Annotated in this window: 16 protein-coding genes; 5 read left to right on the top strand and 11 right to left on the bottom strand. The window is 71.4% G+C overall.

Translation table 11 applies throughout. The features are described 5' to 3' along the window. Positions 1-31 precede the first annotated feature (31 nt). The 3 genes from D451_RS0116755 to D451_RS0116765 are packed head-to-tail and all read right to left on the bottom strand — an operon-like array spanning position 32 to position 3,127. Positions 32-856, bottom strand: a complete 825-nt coding sequence (locus D451_RS0116755; RefSeq protein WP_017535288.1) for a carbohydrate ABC transporter permease — start codon at positions 854-856, stop codon at positions 32-34. Then, positions 853-1,785 carry a carbohydrate ABC transporter permease gene (locus D451_RS0116760; RefSeq protein WP_017535289.1) on the bottom strand — a complete coding sequence of 311 codons (933 nt, stop codon included), beginning with the start codon at positions 1,783-1,785 and terminating at the stop codon, positions 853-855. Before D451_RS0116760 ends, D451_RS0116755 begins: the two co-directional genes overlap by 4 nt. Further along, a complete protein-coding gene (locus D451_RS0116765) occupies positions 1,775-3,127 on the bottom strand; it encodes an ABC transporter substrate-binding protein (RefSeq protein ID WP_017535290.1) in 1,353 nt (450 codons plus the stop codon). Before D451_RS0116765 ends, D451_RS0116760 begins: the two co-directional genes overlap by 11 nt. 148 nt (positions 3,128-3,275) lie before the next feature. Here D451_RS0116765 and D451_RS0116770 point away from each other — a divergent pair, with 148 nt between their 5' ends. After that, the gene (locus D451_RS0116770) at positions 3,276-5,489 is read left to right on the top strand and encodes an alpha-N-acetylglucosaminidase (RefSeq protein WP_017535291.1); all 2,214 of its coding nucleotides are present in this window, start codon (positions 3,276-3,278) and stop codon (positions 5,487-5,489) included. Here the strand turns inward: D451_RS0116770 and D451_RS0116775 are convergent. Both D451_RS0116775 and D451_RS0116780 read right to left on the bottom strand, forming a co-directional pair. Next, positions 5,462-6,133 (bottom strand): lysophospholipid acyltransferase family protein, encoded by a 672-nt coding sequence (locus D451_RS0116775; protein ID WP_026125131.1) that lies wholly within the window; start codon positions 6,131-6,133, stop codon positions 5,462-5,464. The two genes, D451_RS0116770 and D451_RS0116775, sit on opposite strands and share 28 nt — an antisense overlap. Before the next feature lie 162 nt (positions 6,134-6,295). After that, positions 6,296-7,219, bottom strand: coding sequence for a threonine/serine dehydratase (locus D451_RS0116780; protein ID WP_017535293.1), 924 nt, complete (start codon positions 7,217-7,219; stop codon positions 6,296-6,298). 114 nt (positions 7,220-7,333) lie between these two features. Here D451_RS0116780 and D451_RS0116785 point away from each other — a divergent pair, with 114 nt between their 5' ends. Further along, on the top strand, positions 7,334-8,239 hold the full coding sequence (locus D451_RS0116785) for a LysR family transcriptional regulator (RefSeq protein WP_014912988.1): 906 nt from the start codon (positions 7,334-7,336) through the stop codon (positions 8,237-8,239). Here the strand turns inward: D451_RS0116785 and D451_RS0116790 are convergent. The 4 genes from D451_RS0116790 to D451_RS0116805 all read right to left on the bottom strand — a co-directional run bounded on the left by D451_RS0116790 (position 8,236) and on the right by D451_RS0116805 (position 11,670). Continuing rightward, a complete protein-coding gene (locus D451_RS0116790; RefSeq protein WP_036568278.1) occupies positions 8,236-8,613 on the bottom strand; it encodes a VOC family protein in 378 nt (125 codons plus the stop codon). The genes D451_RS0116785 and D451_RS0116790 overlap by 4 nt on opposite strands. 56 nt (positions 8,614-8,669) lie before the next feature. After that, positions 8,670-9,953, bottom strand: coding sequence for an MFS transporter (locus tag D451_RS0116795; RefSeq protein ID WP_017535295.1), 1,284 nt, complete (start codon positions 9,951-9,953; stop codon positions 8,670-8,672). 52 nt (positions 9,954-10,005) lie between these two features. Continuing rightward, positions 10,006-10,728, bottom strand: a complete 723-nt coding sequence (locus D451_RS0116800) for a response regulator (RefSeq protein WP_014911878.1) — start codon at positions 10,726-10,728, stop codon at positions 10,006-10,008. A 309-nt stretch (positions 10,729-11,037) separates the two neighbouring features. Beyond that, positions 11,038-11,670 carry a trimeric intracellular cation channel family protein gene (locus D451_RS0116805; protein WP_014909283.1) on the bottom strand — a complete coding sequence of 211 codons (633 nt, stop codon included), beginning with the start codon at positions 11,668-11,670 and terminating at the stop codon, positions 11,038-11,040. Positions 11,671-11,913: 243 nt separating this feature from the next. Here D451_RS0116805 and D451_RS0116810 point away from each other — a divergent pair, with 243 nt between their 5' ends. Continuing rightward, positions 11,914-13,272, top strand: coding sequence for a dihydrolipoyl dehydrogenase family protein (locus D451_RS0116810; RefSeq protein WP_017535296.1), 1,359 nt, complete (start codon positions 11,914-11,916; stop codon positions 13,270-13,272). Here D451_RS0116810 and D451_RS0116815 read toward each other — a convergent pair. Together D451_RS0116815 and D451_RS0116820 are read right to left on the bottom strand one after the other, a co-directional pair. Continuing rightward, positions 13,269-14,129 carry a siderophore-interacting protein gene (locus D451_RS0116815; RefSeq protein ID WP_017535297.1) on the bottom strand — a complete coding sequence of 287 codons (861 nt, stop codon included), beginning with the start codon at positions 14,127-14,129 and terminating at the stop codon, positions 13,269-13,271. The genes D451_RS0116810 and D451_RS0116815 overlap by 4 nt on opposite strands. 83 nt (positions 14,130-14,212) lie before the next feature. Continuing rightward, complete coding sequence (locus D451_RS0116820; protein WP_036568280.1) at positions 14,213-15,211, bottom strand: N-acetylglucosamine kinase; 999 nt, start codon at positions 15,209-15,211, stop codon at positions 14,213-14,215. Between the two features lie 215 nt (positions 15,212-15,426). Here D451_RS0116820 and D451_RS0116825 point away from each other — a divergent pair, with 215 nt between their 5' ends. Together D451_RS0116825 and D451_RS0116830 are read left to right on the top strand one after the other, a co-directional pair. Further along, entirely contained in the window at positions 15,427-16,722 is a 1,296-nt protein-coding gene (locus D451_RS0116825) for a GNAT family N-acetyltransferase (RefSeq protein ID WP_017535299.1), read from the top strand. 107 nt (positions 16,723-16,829) lie between these two features. Then, positions 16,830-17,288, top strand: coding sequence for a nitroreductase family deazaflavin-dependent oxidoreductase (locus D451_RS0116830; RefSeq protein WP_017535300.1), 459 nt, complete (start codon positions 16,830-16,832; stop codon positions 17,286-17,288). Positions 17,289-17,306: the final 18 nt, after the last annotated feature.

The following is a 17,306-nucleotide window of genomic DNA, read 5'->3' on the forward strand; positions in this document are numbered from 1 at the left end:
CGAACGCGTCGACGTTCGGGGACGAGGGGGCTCAACCCTTCACCGCGCCCTGGGTGAGGCCGTTGACGAAGCTGCGCTGGAAGACCAGGTAGACGACCACGATGGGGGCGATGACCAGGAGGGTCGCCGCCGACAGCAGCGGGATGTCGGTCCCGTACTGGCCCACGAACAACCCCAGCCCGGTGGGGGCCGTGCGCAACGCCGGGTCCTGGATCATCACCAGGACCAGGAGGAACTGGTTCCACGACCACATGAACACCAGGACCGCCAGGGTCGTGATGGCCGGCCACGAGACGGGCAGCAGCACCCGGGCCAGCACGGTGAGGTCCCGGGCCCCGTCCACCCGGGCGGCCTCCACCAGCTCCCGGGGCATCGAGGCGAAGTGCGACTGCATCCAGTACACGCCGAACGGCAGGAACAGGGCGACCTCGGCGAGGATCACCCCCGTGTAGGTGTTGGTCATCCCCACCTCGCGCAGGTTGAAGTACAGCGCGATGACCAGCAGTTCCACCGGCAGGGTCAGACCGAGGACGAAGGCGAGCGAGAGAGCGCGTCCGCCCCACACCCCCAGGATCGACAGCGCGTACCCGGCCAGGGTGGCGAAGCAGACCGTCAGGGGCACCACGAACACCGCGATGACCGTGCCCGACCACATCAGCCGGTCGAAACCGCCGGTCTCCCAGGCCAGGCGGAAATTCTCCCACGACCACCGTTCGGGGAGGGAGAACCCGGGCACCTGGCCGCCGGCCGGATGCAGCGAGGCCAGGACGATCCCCAGGAACGGCAGCAGCACCAGCGCCGCCAGAGTGCTCAGCAGCCCATAGCGCAGGGCGGTCGCGATCGCGTCCGGTTTCAACGTTCCTCCCGCGTCAGCAGACGGATCGCGCCGACCAGCACGATGACCAGCAGGGTCAGCACCACCGCGAGCGCGCTCGCGGCGCCGATGGAGCCCTCGTTGAAGGCGAGCCGGTACACCAGCAGCGCCGGCACGTTGGTCTGTCCGGCCGGACCGCCGTTGGTGGTGACGAACACCAGATCGAAGCCGGCCAGCGCGGCGATGGTGGTGATGACCGCGGCGATACCGATCTCGCGGCGCAGCCCGGGCAGGGTCACGTTCATGAACCTGCGCACTGGCCCGGCCCCGTCGATGGCGGCCGCCTCGTTCAGCGACGGGTCGATCCGCTGGGCCCCGCTCAGGAACAGCACCATGCACAGGCCGCTCATGCACCAGGTGCCGATCAGCCCCAGCGCGAACAGCGCCAGATCGTGGTCGCCCAGCCAGGCGCGGGTCAGGAAGCCGGCCCCCACCGCCTCCAACGCCTGGTTGATCATGCCGTCGTCGGCGTACAGCCAGCGCCAGGTGGTGCCCACCGCCACCAACGGCAGCACCTGGGGCAGGAAGAACACGGTGCGGTAGAAGGTCATCCCGCGCCGCACCCGCCCCAGGAGCAGCCCGGTGAGCAGCAGCCCCACGGCGATCGGGATCAGCGAGAAGAAGACGATGAGCACCAGGGCGTTGAGGATCGCCCCGGACAGCAGCGGGTCGGTGAGCACCCGGGCGTAATTGTCCGGTCCGGCCCAGGCCGGGGTCTGGAACCCGTCCCAGTGCAGGAACGAGAACAGCAGCGTGTTGAGCCCCGAGTAGACCGCGAAGCCCAGGTAGACGACCAGCGCGGGCAGCAGGTAGAGCCAGGCCCGCCAACGGGAGCGTCCCCCTCTTCCACGGCCGCCCGGACGCCGCCTGGTCTCCTCCCTCCCGCGTCGGAGGAGCGCGCTACCGGCCATGGACCCGGTCCCATTCGGTCTGGATCTCGGCGAGGAAGGCCTCCTCGTCGAGGGTCCCCGACGTCAGCCCCTGGGCGCCCGGGGTGAGCCGGTCGATCATGCCGGGGGTGACGAAGTCGGGGAAGGGGACGATGCCCTCCTCCTCGGCCACCCGCGTATAGGCCGTGTTGATCTCCTCCAACACGCCTCCCTCCTGTGCGGTCACGTCGGTGTCCACCGGCATGAACCCGGCCCCGAGCTGGATCCGCGCCGACTCGGGCGAGCTCAGGTGGTCCAGGAAGGCGGCGGCCACGTCGGGGTGTTCGGTCTGCGAGGACACGACGAAGGAGACGCTGGAGCCGGAGATCAGGGGCTCCTGGTCGGCGTCGACGCCGGGCATCGGGAAGAAGCCGACGTTCTCTCCCATCGCCTCGTCCAGTTCGAAGGCGGCCCAGTTGCCGGTGACCAGGAAGGCGCCGCTCCCCGTGGCGAAGTCGGCCCTGGCGTCGTCGTCGGAGGTGGCGTTGGCGCTCGCGGGCACGTATCCGGCCTCCACCCAGCGGGTGAAGGTCCGGGTCGCCTCCAGCGCGGAGGGGGTCTCGATGGTGGAGTCCGGGACCCCGTGCACCCAGTCGCGGTAGGCCCCTCCGTCCCCGTGGGCGTTGAGCAGCGCGTTCCACAGGTGGATGCCGCCCACCCCCAGTCCGCCGACGTCGAACGGGACGATGCCGGCCGCCGCGACCCGTTCCAGGGCCTCCTCGAACTCCTCGAGGGTGGTGGGCGGCTCCTCCACTCCGGCCTTCGCCAACAGTTCCCGGTTGTAGAACACCCCGATGACCGAGAGCGCGCCGGGCGCCGCGTACAGACTCCCCTCGCCGAAGCGGGCGGCGTCCTCGTCGGCGCGCAGCGGCTCCAGGCTCGCGGCCGGGAAGGACCCCTCCCAGTCGTAGGCCTCGGAGTAGGGATCCAGGTCGAGCACGTAGCCGCCCGGGATGAGCGATCGCATGGCGCCCGGGTTGTACTGGGCCAGGTCGGGCGGGTCCTCCGAGGACATCGCGAGCGTGACGGTCTTGATGTAGTCGCTGAACGGGGTCTGCTGGAGCTCGATCGAGACGTTGGGGTGGAGTTCGGTGAACCCCTCGACGAGCTCGGTGACGGGCGGATCGTCGGTGTAGGCCACGACCAGCTCGACCGGTTCGTCGGTGATGTCGGTGGAGACGTCGTGGGGGACGTTGTCCAGCCGATCCCCGGTGGTCAGCACGGCGCACGAGGTGAGCAGGAGGACCGAGGCCGCGCCCGCCGCGACGGGGCCGGCCCGCCCCGAGGGCGGCCCGGGGGCGGTCGTCTCTGAACGAGGGGACATCGCGCCCTCCGTGGGTCGGGATCGGCCGGTGGTGGGACCGCGGGGACAGGGCGCGTGCACACGCCCTACCCGTTCCGCTTCTATCCATACCGAATATGGTTATGTACTGTACGTAATCGATTCGTATCCTGACCGAATGGGCACGCGGATGATCGAGGACGCACGGGACACGCCCGCATGGGGCGCCGCCATCGACGCACTGGCCCGTCGGATCCTCGGCTCCGCGCATCGACCGCTGCGCCTGCGCGAGCACGAGGACGAGCGGCGCTCCTTCGAGTACCGCGCCGACGGCGGGACGCTCACGGTCTCGGCGACCGATCCGATCGCGGCCGCCGTGGGGCTGCACACCTATCTGCGGCGGGTGTGCGGGCGTTCGGTGTCCTGGGACACCGTCCTCCCGCTACCGGTCTCCTCCCTGCCCGACGCCCCGCCCACGCGCGGCGCGGCCGAGGTCGACCGGACCTATCACCTCAACTTCTGCACCACCGGTTACACGGCCGCCTACTGGAACTGGGCCGACTGGGAACGCGAGATCGACTGGATGGCGCTGCACGGCGTCACCACGCCGCTCACCCTGAGCGGGCACGAGGCCGTCCTGTACGACACCTACGTCCGGCTCGGGATGGACGAGGAACGGGTCCGGGAGTTCATCGGCGGCCCCGGCTACCTGCCCTGGCAGTACATGGGCAACCTGGACCACTTCGCCGGGCCGATGCCCCGGTCGTGGATCGAGGGCCACCGCGAACTGGGGCGCCGGGTGCTGGAGCGCCAGCGCGCGCTGGGCATGGCCCCGGTCCTGCCCGGGTTCACCGGACACGTCCCGCCCTCGCTGGCCCCCGGCCGGACCGGGAGCCGCACCTGGCAGGGCCTGGTCACCCACGTCCTCGTTCCCACCGACCCCCTCTACACCACGCTCTGCGCCGAGATCGTCGAGACCCAGAAGGAGCTCTTCGGTACCGACCACCAGTACGCGATCGACCCCTTCATCGAGATGATCCCGGTCGACTCCGATCCCGGCTTCCCCGGGCTGGTCGCCCGCGCCACCATCGAGGGGCTCACCCGGGCCGACCCCCGCGCGGTGTGGTTCCTCCAGACCTGGCCCTTCTCCTACCAGAGCGACTTCTGGAGCCCCGAACGCGTCGAGGCCTTCCTCGACGCCATCCCCGACGACCATCTGCACCTGCTCGACCTGTGGGCCGAGTACGACCCCCAGTGGAGCCGCTTCCACTCCTTCGGCGGTACGCCCTGGACCTGGTGCGCCCTGCTGAACTTCGGTGGCCGGACCGACCCGATGGCCGACCTCCAAGGGGCCGTGGACCGGATCGGCGCGGCGAAGGACTCCGCCCACCCGCCCGAGGGGATCGGCCTGTCCATGGAGGCCACCCGCAACAACCCGGCCTTCTTCGAACTGGTCGTCGACCAGGCCTGGACCCGGACCGGACGGGTCGAGGAGGAATGGCTGCCCGACTTCGTCGCACAGCGCTACGGCCCGGGTCACGACCCGGCGCTCCTGGAGGGGTGGCGGGGGCTGCTGCGCACCGTCCTGGGCGCCTCGGGCGTGCGGATCTTCCCCGAACAGTTCAACGGGGTCCTCACCCTGCGGCCCCACTACCGGCACCTGGAGGACTCGTCCGCGCTCCGGGCCGAGGTCACCGCCCTGGTCTGGTACCCCTGGCCCGACCTGCTCGCGGCCTGGGAACGCCTGGTGGCCGGGGCCGAGACCGACCCTCTCGCGGTCGAGGGGCCGTTGGGGCACGACCTGGTCGACGTGGCCATGGCGGTCCTGTCCCGGGTCGCCGACCACCGCTACCTGGAGATGGTCGAACACCTCGACCACCACCCGGAGCTCCCCGAAGGAGGCCTGGAACGGTTCCTGGAGGTCTTCGACGACCTGGACGCCCTGTTGGAGACCCGCCCCGAGTACCGCTACCGGACCTGGGAGGCCAAGGCGACCTCCTGGGCCACCGGCACCGAGGATCACCGGGTCCTGACCGACAACGCCCGCCGCATCCTCACCGTCTGGACCACCCTGGACGACCCCCGGCTCGACGACTACGCCGGACGTCTGTGGTCGGGGCTGGTCGGCGGCTACTACCGTCCGCGTTGGGAGTCCTGGGGCGAGGGGGCCTCACTGGCCGTGCACGAACCGGACCGCGCCCAGGCGCGGCTCGACGATCGGCTCACCGAGCACGCCGACCGGTTCCTCAGACGAGGGGCGCCGCTCCCGCCGAGATCGACCGAGGGCACGCTCGCCCTCTCACGTCGTCTCCTGGACCGCTACGGCGGCGACGCCACCCCGTCGGGCCGTCCACAGGCGGAGGGCATCGGGCCGGATCAGTCGGCGGAGCCGTGGTCGTTGTAGGTGTCGGCCCGCTCCTGGCCGGTCAGCTCGTGGATGGCGTCCATGACCCGGTCGGTGATGGCCCTGCGGGCCTTGGCCGGTGTCAGGTGGTCGAAGCCGGTGGAGAAGTTCAGGGGTTCGCCGAACCGCACGGTGAAGGGGTGCGGGCGCGGAACGCCGGCGCCCACCGGCTGGACCTTCTGGGTGCCGCTGATCCCGACCGGCACGACCAGGGACTTGGACTCCAGCGCCAGATGGGCGACGCCGGTGCGGCCCCGGTACAGGCGTCCGTCCCGGGAACGGGTGCCCTCGGGGTAGACCACGCAGGCCTCGCCCTCGTTGAGCCGGTCCAACATCGTCTCCAGGGCCACCATGGCGTCGCGCGAGCTGCCGCGTCGGACCGGCATGGCGCCCAAGGCGCCGAACATCGTCTTGGTGAGCCGTCCCTTGACCCCGGGGGTCTCGAAGTAGTCGGACTTGGCGAGGAAGCGGACGCGGCGCTGGGGGACCGACAACGGGATGACGACGCTGTCGACGAAGGACAGATGGTTGCTGGCCAGGATGACCGACCCGGTGGCGGGGACGTTCTCACGGCCCTCGATGGTCGGGCGGCACAAGGTCCGGGCGAGGATCGCCGCGGTCTGCCGCAACGCACCGTAGAGCACGTGTTCTCCCTTGGGATGGTCGGACGAACGCCGCACCCAATGTAAGGGTGACCCGGCGGTAACAATGGTGTGGCACACATAGAGTGCGCCAGGTCACCCAAAGGGAGGGAAACGGGGGAGAACGGTCGAACGCACACCCCCGTGGAAGGGTTCCGGCCCCGGTCAGTCGACCGGACGCCAGTCCGCGTTGGCCCCGCACACCACCAGGCACGGGTTCTCGCCGGGCACGCGTCCGGCCAGCCAGGCGGCGAAGGGGACGGCCGCGGCGGGCTCGGTGGCGATCCGGAACTCCTGCCACAGACGGGTCTGGGCGCTGATGATCTCGGCGTCGCTGACCAGCGCGGGCGTCACCGGGTGGGCGCGCAGCACCTCGAAGGGCACCCGGCCCAGGGTGGCGGCGCCCAACGCCGAGGACGCCACGGACTCCACCGGGGTGGTGACCGGATGTCCCGCCGCCATCGCCGCGTGCATGCTCTGGCAGCCCTCGGGCTCGACCGCGACCACACGACGGCCGTCCGCTCCCAGCCGCACCCCGGCCGCCAGACCGCCGCCGCCCACGGCCACCACGATCGTGTCGCACTCGGGGGCGTCGGCCGCCACCTCCAGCCCCACGGTGCCCTGACCGGCCACCACGAGGGCGTCGTCGAAGGCGTGCAGGTAGCGGATCCCCTCGGTCTCCGCCTGGTGACGGGCGGCCTCGGCGGCCACCGCGTAGTGCTCGCCCACCCGGACGATCTCGGCCCCGGTCGCGGCCAAGGGGACGGCCTTGGCCTCGGGGACCGTCTCGGGGACGTAGACCGTGGCCCGCACGCCCAGGATCTTCGCGGCGGTGGCCACGCCCAGACCGTGGTTGCCACCGGAGGCGGTGATGACCCGGTCGGTGGGCTCGCCGCCCATGAGGGCGTTGAGCGCGCCGCGCAGCTTGAAGGCGCCCGTGCGCTGGAGCTGCTCCAGCTTCAGGGTGAGGGTCCGCCCGTCGATCTCGGCGCGCATCACCGGGGTTCGTCTGGTGTGGGGGGAGATGCGTTCGGCGGCGGCACGGACGTCGGTGGCCGTGGGCACTGCGGGCGCGGTCGTGGTGCTCATGGTCCCACTCTGCCGCTACCGGCGATTAACTTAAAGTTGTGTCTGCTAAAGATGATTAAGCGAAACTTTGTGTCAGACTTTGATTCGGTACGGAATGTCGCGAGGGGAGGCCGGATGCTGGACGCCAATCGGGTGCGGGTCCTGGTCGAGATCGCGCGCGCCGGATCGATCGCGGCCGCCGCCGAACGGCTCTCCTTCACCCCCTCGGCCCTGTCGCAACAGCTCACCAAGTTGGAGACCGAACTCGGCTGCCGGCTGGTCGAACGCGGACGCACCGGCGCCACGCTCACCGAGGCCGGCCGTGTCCTGCTCGAACACGGGGAACGCGTCCTGGGCGAACTGCGCGACGCCGAGGCCGCGGTACGCGCCGTCTCGGGGGAGCGGGCGGACCGTCTCTCCCTGGGCGCCTTCGCCAGCGCGGGCAAGGTGCTGCTGCCCGAGGCCCTGGCGGTGTTCGGCCACGAACATCCCCACGTGCGCCTGTCGCTGTCCGACATCGAACCGCCCGGAGGCCACGACCTGGTCACCTCCGGCGACCTCGACCTGCTCATCACCCACCGCTATCCGGGCGTCCCTCCGCCCCGCACGGGCGGCCTGCACCGGGAGCGGCTCCTGGTGGATCCGCTCATGGTGGCGGCCCCGGCCGGTCACCCGCTCGCCGACGGGGAGCTCTCCCTGGCCGAACTGGCCGACGAGGACTGGATCTGCGGGGCCCCGGGCATCCACAACCGGGTCAGTCTGGACGCGGCGGCCGAGGCGGCGGGGGTACGCTTGCGGGTCGCCTACGAGACCCGCGACTACGAGGTGGCGCTGGCCCTGATCGAGGCGGGCATGGGGGTGGCCCTCCTCCCGCGGAGCATCCTGGGGGCCGCGCACGGAGACGGGTGGGTCGCCCGTCCTCTGCGCGGGGCCCGTCTGGCACGGGAGATCTACACGGTGCACCGCCGTCGTCCGACCGAACCGGTGTCCGCCATGGTCACCACCCTGCGCCGCGCCGCCGCACGGACCCTCGCCCGCTAGTGGACGGGCGCGTCGTCCTCGCCGCGCAGGACGCAGAACTCGTTGCCCTCGGGGTCGGCGAGGATCGCCCAGCCCGAACCGTCGGGGCGCCGATGGTCGGCGACGAAGGTGGCGCCCAGCCCCAGCAGCCGCTCGACCTCCCGCTCCCGCGAGGTGTCGGGGCGCAGACACAGGTGGATCCGATTCTTGACCGTCTTGGCCTCGGGTACCTGGTTGAAGTACAGGGTCGGCCCCTCGGCCATCTCCACCAGGGTCTCCTCGTCGCCCGGCCTGCTCTCCGGATGGACGGGACGTCCGGTCACCGCACTCCAGAAACGCGCGAGCCCGTAGGCGTCCTCACAGTCGATGGCCACGTTCAGCACTGTCGAGATCATGCGCGCCACCCTGACATCCCGAAAACCTGAACACCACCCGTTTTCCACACCCTTCCTCAGACCCCGGCCGCCGTCTCGGCCGCCCGGATCCGCTTCGTGGTCAGCTTTCGTGCCGCCACCAGGGCCAGGACGAGGCTGAGCGCCCCCGAGGCCAGGAAGGGGACCGACAGTGCGTTCTGACGCCCGAGGATCGGTTCGAGCAGGGAGGCGAGCGACCCCGCCATGAGCATCCCGATCGGCGCGACCCCCCAACCGATCGTGCGATAGGCGGACAGGACCCGGGAGAGCAGGCGGCCGGGGATGAGGCGTTGACGCAGCGAGAGGGTGACCACGTTCCACCACACGGTGGCGAACCCGATCAGTGTCCAGAGCCCGGCGAACAGCAGAGCGTCGGGTACGACGGCGACGGCGACATAGGACGCACCCTGGACGACGAAGACCAGGGTCAGGGCGGCGCCGGGCGGTACGTACGGGACCATCCAGGGCACCACCTGGGCGCCGACCACCATTCCGACCGCGACCGCGGTGAGCAGGAGTCCGTAACCACGCGAGTCGAGGCCGAGCACGTCCTGGGCGAAGAGCACCAGGACCGCGGCGTTCATGGAAGCGGCCAGGTTCGACGCCCCCAGGAAGACCGCCAGGGTCCGCAGGAGGCGGTGGCGCCACAGCCACCGCACACCGTCGAGGAGCATGTGGCGGGGCGACCCCCGGTCCTGCCCGTCCACCGGCGCCGGGCGGAAGTCGCCCCGCATGCTCAGGAGGACCAGGGCGGCGCAGGCCACGAGCAGGGCCTGGAGACCGAAGGTCCACACCATGGACAGGGCCACGAGGAAACCGGCGACGGGGGTTCCCACGAAACGGCCGGCGACCTCCTCCACACTCCACAGGGTGCCGTTGGCCCGCTCCAGGCGGCTTCGCGGCACCACGGAGGGCAGGATCGACTGCGCGGTGTTGTCGAAGAAGACCTCGCAGACCCCCACGGCCAAGGCCACCAGGAGCACCACCGGAAGGCTCGCCACATCCAGGGCCACCAGGAGGGTCATCGCCACCAGGACGGCGGCCTTACCGCTCGCGGCCATCACCATCAACCGCCGTCGATCGACGCGGTCCCCGACCACACCCGCCACCAGGGCGAGCAGGAGCCAGGGCAGCCGGGTGGCCATGGCGACGGCGGAGATCGCCAGGGGGTCGTCGGTGAGGGTGGACGCGTACCAGGGCAGGGCGACCAGGGCGATGCCGTCCTCGAGGTTGCCCAGGGCGCCGGCGGTCAGCAGCCTCCGGTAGTCGCGGCCGAGGGGTTCTCGGGGCGGTGAGGCGGAGCGCCCCGGTCGAAGGCCCACCTGAACGTGCTCCCTCCGGGGACGGCGGACACGGCCCTCTCAGTGGTCCGGGTCAGGCGACGTATTGGGCGCGCACGGCGTAGATGGCGGCCTCGGTGCGCGAGTGCACCTGGAGCTTCTCCAGGATGTTGCGCACGTGGTTCTTCACGGTGTTCTCGGTGATGAACAGCCGTTCGCCGATCTCCCGGTTGTTCATCGAACGCGCCAGCAGCTTCAGCACCTCGGTCTCGCGGGGGGTGAGCTGGGGCAGCTCCGCCCTGGCCGGAGGGGAGCTGTCCTGTTTGGCCAACTCGGCGAACTCGGCGATCAGCTTGGTGGCCATGGAGGGTTCGATGAACGATCGGCCCCGGGCGATGGTGCGCACGGCCCGGGAGATGTCGGTGACCGCGATCTCCTTGAGCAGGTAGCCGGTGGCGCCGGCCTTCAACGCCTCGAACAGGTCGCTCTCGTCCTCGCTCATGGTCAGCATCACGAACTTGACCTCGGGGACGGCCGCGCGGATGCGGGGGCAGGCCTCGATGCCGGTGGAGCCGGGCATCATCACGTCCATGAGGACCACGTCGGGGCGCAGTTCGGTGGCCAGTCGGACCGCCTCGTCCCCGTCCCCGGCCTCGTTGACGACGTCGATGTCGTCCTCGTCGTCCAGGACCGAGACCAGCCCGCGTCGGAACAGGGCGTGGTCGTCCACCACGAGCACCCTGATGGGGCGTGCGCTCTCCTCCTCGTCATCGGAGGGGTGGGGGAGCGGAACGGGTCCGGGGGGGTGGGGGCTCACCGAAAAAGACTCCTCTTCTGTACGGGCCGTTTTCCGGTTCCCTTTCGTGGGAAAGGGGACCGATTCGGCCGGAACCCGGGTCCCTCGTCGCCTTGGGGGAGGGACGTTCGGGAGCCGTGGCCCCGGGGCCGTTCGCACGGCCCCGACACCCGTGGATCCGGCTCTGGCGACCGGCGCGGGCGAGGGGGAACCTCGCGTTCCGTCCTCCCGGGCGATTATCCCATGAGCGGTCGGGAAAGGGGCCGTTCTCGGCACTTCGCTCTTTCCTCGGAACCGACCGAAACCCGGCGTCCGTGGACTTCGCGTCGGTCACAGGGGCGGGGCGCCGGGAGGGTTGGGCGCGTTCCAGCGGTAACGCAACGCCAGCGTCCGGAGGGTGAAGCAGACCAGGGCGCCGACCACCGCGATCCACCCGGCGGAGAACCCGACCAGGTCGGCCAGGACCACGATCCCGGCGGCGAGCATCGCGGGGATCGCGTACAGGTGCGAGTTGGCGCTGAGCACGGTGGGCACCCGGTTGAGCAGGACGTCGCGGATGGTGCCTCCGCCCACCGCGCTGAGCACGCCCAGCAGGACCGCCTGGAGCGGTCCGAACCCGAAGGCCAGGGCCTTGGTCGCCCCGATGACCGCGAACAGACTCAGCCCGGCGGCGTCGAACAACAGGATCGGTTTGGCCAGGTGGGTGAGCCGACGGCTGAGGAAGAACGCCAGTGTGCCGCCGGCCAGCGCGGTCGTCAGGTAGCGCCAGTCCTGGAAGGTGGCCGGGGTCTCGCCGAGCAGGACGTCGCGTATGACGCCGCCGCCGATGGCGGTCACCACCCCCAGCGCCATCACCCCGACGATGTCGACCCGCGCGGTGCGGATCGCGGTCAGGGCCCCGTCCAGGGCGAAGGCGAAGATCCCGAGGAGGTCGAGGACGAGAAGGACGTTCTGAGTGGACATGGCCGGTGGAGGGTTCCTTGCGCGAGGTGGGGCGATGCCGATGATTCCATCACGCCCGCCCCGTTCCCCGCGCGTGCGGTCCGGCCGTTTCGCACGAGGTGCCGGTCCCTTCGCGGATCTGGCGGCGCGATCGCGGTTGAGAGGATCCCCTTCGGGGGAGTCGACAGGCGTGTCGGTTCCCTCCCGCCGACGCGCGTGCCGACACCATCGGGGAGGAGATCCGGCGAACCGAGGACGGGGAACATGGAACACGTGGACGCGATCGTCATCGGAATGGGGCCCGGCGGTGAGGTGGTCGCCGACCGACTGCTCACCGAGGGACGACGTGTGGCGGTGGTCGAACGGGAACTGATCGGCGGGGAGTGCGCCTACTACGCCTGTATCCCCACCAAGGTCCTGTTGCGTTCTCCCGAGGCGCGGGAGGAGGCGGCCGACGTGGCCGGGCTCTCCCGCCCGGACCGGAAGTGGTCCGAGCTGCGCTCCTACCGGGACGGCATGGTCCGCCACCTGGACGACAGCGCCCAGGCCGAGAACTATCGGGACCGCGGAGCCCTGGTGCTGCGCGGGGCCGCCCGGATCGTGGGGCGCGACCCCTGGCGGGTGGAGGTGGCGGGCACCGAGGTGACCGCCGACCACGTCGTGGTCGCCACCGGTTCGTCCCCGATCCGCCCGCCGGTCGAGGGGCTGGACCGGTTGGGCCCGGATCTGGTGTGGACCAACCGGGAGGCCACGAACCTCACCGAGATCCCCTCGCGGGCCCTGGTGATCGGCGGCAGCGCGGTCGGGATCGAACTGGGCGGGTTCCTCGCCGACATGGGTTCGGAGGTCACCATCGTCCAGCGCGGTCCCAGGCTGCTGGACCGTGAGGACCCCCGTCTGTGCGGGCTCGTCACCGAGAGGTTCGAGGCCGAGGGCGTCACCGTGCGCACCGGCGCCGAGGTGTCCTCGGTGGCGCGTGAGGGGGACGGGGTGGTGGCCGAACTCTCGGACGGCTCCCGTGTCCACGCCGACGTCGTGGTGCTGGCCACCGGACGTCGTCCTCGCGGCGACGAACTGGGCCTGGCCGACCTCGGGGTGGAGCCGGACCGGGGCTCTCTGCCGGTGGACGAACACTGTCGGGTGGCCCCGGGACTGTGGGCGGTGGGGGACGTGACCGCGCGCTCCATGTTCACGCACGTGGCCAAGTACCAGGGGCGGGTGGTGGCCGACAACGTCCTCGGGGGCTCGCGCGTCGCCGACTACACGGGCGTGCCCCGCGTGGTGTTCTCCCACCCCGAGATCGCGGCCGTGGGGCTCACCGAGGAGCAGGCCCGTGACCAGGGGGTGGACGTGACCACCTCAGAGGTCGACCTCACCGAGGTCCTGGCCCGGCCCTGGACCTACGCCACCGATCCGATCGGGCGCCTGGGTCTGGTGGCCGATCGCGGGCGGGGCGTGCTGGTGGGGGCCTGGGCCTTCGGACCGATGGCCTCGGAGTGGATCCACACCGTGGCGTTGGCGATCCGGACGGGGCTGTCGGTGGAGACGCTGCGCGACTCCGTTCCCCAGTTCCCCACCTACAACGAGGGCTACATCGTGGCCTTGGAGGCGCTCGACGTCTAGACGTCGACGCGCTCGCGCAGGGCGGCGGCCTCCTCGGCCTCCACGCTCTGGTTCCACTCGGCCTTGGAGGCCTGCCAGCCGTCCTCGTTGCGGCCCAGTCGCCAGTAGCCGGAGATCGACAGACGCTCCTTGGGGACCCCCAGGTCCACGCGCAACAGTCGACGCAGTTCGCGCACCATCCCGGCCTCGCCGTGGACGAAGGCCTGGAGGTCCCCCTCGGGGAAGGTCCATTCCTTCAGGGCCGGCACCAGGAGCGATCCCACCCGGGTGCCCTCGCGGTGCAGCCACCGCACGTGGACGCCCTCCGGGGTCCTCAGCTCCTGACGCTCCGCCGCGTCCTCGATCTCCAGGAACACGTGCGCGGTGGCGCCTTCGGGCAGCTGTTCCAGGGAGGCGGCGATGGCGGGCAGCGCGCTCTCGTCTCCGACCAGCAGGTGCCAGTCGGATTCGGCGGCGGGGGCGTAGGTACCGCCGGGGCCGAAGAAGCGCAGGAGGTCGCCGGGGCGGGCCTGGGCGGCCCAGACGGCGGCCAGGCCGACGTCGCCGTGATAGACGAAGTCGATGGTGAGCTCGCGGGTCCGCGGGTCCCAGGCGCGCACCGTGTAGGTGCGGGTGACCGGCCACTCCGAGCGCGGCCGTTCGGCCTTGATCGCCTCGACGTCGTAGGGCTCGGGGTCGCCGGGGGCGGGCGGCGGGAACAGCAGCTTCACGTAGGAGTCGGTGACCCCGGAGGTCTCGAACGCGGCCAGGCCCTCACCGCCCAGCACGACCCGGACCATGTGCGGGGTCGGGCGTTCGACGCGCTCGACCCGGCCGGTGTGGACGATTCTCTTCGGACGTGTCCGCCGCTCCGTCACGGAGTCCCCTCTCCTGTAGGTTAGGCAAGCCTAACCCGATACACAGTAGGGCACCGTGACGGAACGGAGCAAACCGGCGCCGATCAGGCCGGGACCGAGGGGGCGGCCGGATCCGCGCCGGTGAAGGCGGCGTGCAGCGCGGGGTCGTCGCCGTCCACACCGGCGTTCACCGCCGCCAGCCAGGCTGCGGCCCCCTCCGTGCGACCGGCCCGCAGCACGGGCGCCCCGGTGCCCAGGGTCAGCTTGTGGGTCAACGCCTCCCGGATCGGCGCGGACCGGATGAGCACCCCGCCCGCCAGCACCACCGGCAGACGTTCGCCCGGCACCCGGACCTGGTGCACCGACTGGGCCAGGTGCCCGGCGGCGGCGTTCACGATCACCTCGGCCGACGGATCGCCCTGTCGATGCGCCTCGGTCACCAGCGGGGCGAACTCGGCCAGACCGATCGGCGGGGCGGCGGTCAGGGTCCGGGCGAAGTCGCGCGCGTGCTCCTCGGGCCGGTACTCCCCGGTGGGGCGTCGCCCAGGGACCACCCGTTTGGCCACGGCACGGGCCAGCGGACTGAGCTCCCCGCCCAGACTCATCTGTCGAGCGGTCTCCCGGGCGGCCTGGTGCCCGATCCAGAACGCCGAGCCCTCGTCCCCGATCAGCCAGCCCATCCCGTCGGCGGTCCTGACACGGCGCCGCCCTTCGATCCGGGTGGCGATCGCCCCGGTCCCGGCGATGAGGACGGTGCCGTGGGGCTCGGGGGTGCCCGAGGCGAAGGCGACCTCGTCGTCCCCGACGAACTCGTCCCCGCCCGGGTTCAGGCCGGCCTTGACCAGCGCGTCCCCCATGTGTTCGCGGATCGTGTCGTCCCGCAGGAGAGACACCCCGGCCAGACCGACCACGGCCGCGACCACCGAACCGCGCGCCGTCGGCCCGGCCCGGTCCAGGGCGGAACCGATCGCCTCGGTCAGTTGCTCGGCGGCCCGTTCGGGGCCGTGCGCGTTGGGGTTGGCCCCGCCGGCCCGGGCCTCGCCCAAGGGGACGCCGTCCAGGGTGGTCACCAGGGCGCGGGTGGTCGTGCCCCCGGCGTCCACCCCCACGACCAGGGAGGGAGCGGGGGAGGAGGGAGGGAATCGTCGTGTCGTCACGAACAGAGCCTGCCCTGAGAGGGGGCGGATTACTCACCCGGGTGCGGCTCCGGGTTCGAACGGGAACCCGGTTCTCGCGCCGCTCTCGACGGCGCCGATCGAGGGTGTGACGTGTGAAAAACCTGTGGCTCGATCTTTCTCCGACCTGATAACCATCGATCATGGCCGGCGAACCCGAGGAGAAGACCGTGAACACGACCCGCAGAGAATGGACGGTGCGCCACGGCGACCGCGACGACTTCGCCGAGGCGATGCGCGTGGTCGGGCAGGCGCTCCTGTTCGGCGAGGAACTCGAGGCCCTGCTCGAACGATCCCGCCTTCTGCACGACGTGATGGGCTACGAACGCCTCCTCGTCGCTGTGGACGACACCGAAGGAACCGAGGAGATCATCGGCTCGGCCAACCACTTCCCCTTCGAGATGACCATGCCCGGCGGGCCCGTCCCCGTGGCCGGTGTGACCGGTGTGGGCGTGTGGCCCACCTATCGTCGGCGCGGCGTCCTGAGCGCGATCATGCGCCGTCAGCTCGCCGACATCCATGAGCAGGGGGTGCGCTACGCCGCCCTGTGGGCGTCGGAGGGCTCCATCTACGAGCGCTTCGGCTACGGCGTCGCCTGCCACGAGATGGACGAGATCTCGATCTCCAGCCCCCACGACGTGCTGCGGGCCGACGCTCCCCGCGACCCGGACCTGAAGGTCGTCCTGCGGGAGCCGGCGGCGGTCCGCGCCGACCTGGAGCGCGTCCACGACGCCTTCGCCTCGACCAGGGTCGGACAGTTCCGCCGGACCGAGCCCTGGTGGGACCGGACCCTGCGCGACACCCCCGACCGCCGCGAAGGGCGCAGCCCCATGATGGCGGTCGTGGTGTACGGGGCGGAGGGGCCGCTGGGCTACGCCCTGTACCGCACCAAGGCCCGGTGGGCCGACGACGGCGCCCAGGGCGAGGTGTACGTCCAGGAGATCGTCGCCACCGCCCCCGCCGTCTGGACCGCCCTGTTCGAGCACCTGTTCAACCGGGACCTGGTCTCCCGGGTCGAGTTCTCCTTCCTCCCGGCCGACTGCCCGCTGCACCACCTGCTCCCCGACCGGGGCCGTGCCCCGGCCAAGCTCTTCCCCTCGCTGTGGGTGCGCCTGGTCGACGTCCCGGGTGCTCTGTCCGAGCGTCCCTACGCCGCGCCCTTCGAGGGCGTCCTGGAGGTCGCCGATCGGTACGCGCCCTGGAACGCCGGACGGTGGCGGATCAAGGCCGACACCGACGGCGCCCGGGTCGAGGCCACCGACGCCGCGCCCGATCTGTCCCTGGACGTCCACCACCTGGGCTCGGCCCACCTCGGCCGGACCTCGCTCACCGGCTACCTGCGGGCGGGTCTGATCACCGAGCACACCCCGGGCGCCACGGCCCGACTCGACACCGCCCTGCACCGCCACGACGCACCCTTCTGCGGCGTCATCTTCTGATCGGCCGATCCCGCCGGGGCCGCGGTACGCATGTCGCGCGCCCCGGGCGGGGCCTCCCGTGCCACCATCGGGGTGATCCGACGACCTCGCCTGAGCCAGGGAGAGAGATGGCCACGCACGACATCCTGCCCGGAGAATACGAGCCGAGCGCCTCACAGTGGGTCCGCGACCAGGTGGAACTGTACGAACGCACCGGCGGTCGCGAGGGCGACACCCTCATGGACACGGGGATGCCGGTCGTCATCCTCAGCACGCGCGGACGCAAGAGCGGCAAGGTCCGCAAGTCCGCCGTCATGAAGGTCGAGCACGGCGGCCTGTACGCGGTGATCGGCTCCCAGGGCGGAGCCCCCGAGGACCCGGCCTGGGTGCACAACCTGCGCGCCGCCCCCGACGAGGTGGCGCTCCAGGACGGGCCCGAGCCCTTCGCCGCCACCGCGCGCGAGGTCGAGGGCGACGAGCGGGAGCTGTGGTGGGAGCGGGCCGTGGCCGCCTACCCGCCCTACGCCGACTACCAGCGCAAGACCGACCGCCGTATCCCGGTGTTCGTCGTCGGCCCCAAGGGCTGATCCCGACCGGTCCGGCCC

The organism is Nocardiopsis alba DSM 43377 (genome assembly GCF_000341225.1).
Classification (GTDB): domain Bacteria; phylum Actinomycetota; class Actinomycetes; order Streptosporangiales; family Streptosporangiaceae; genus Nocardiopsis; species Nocardiopsis alba.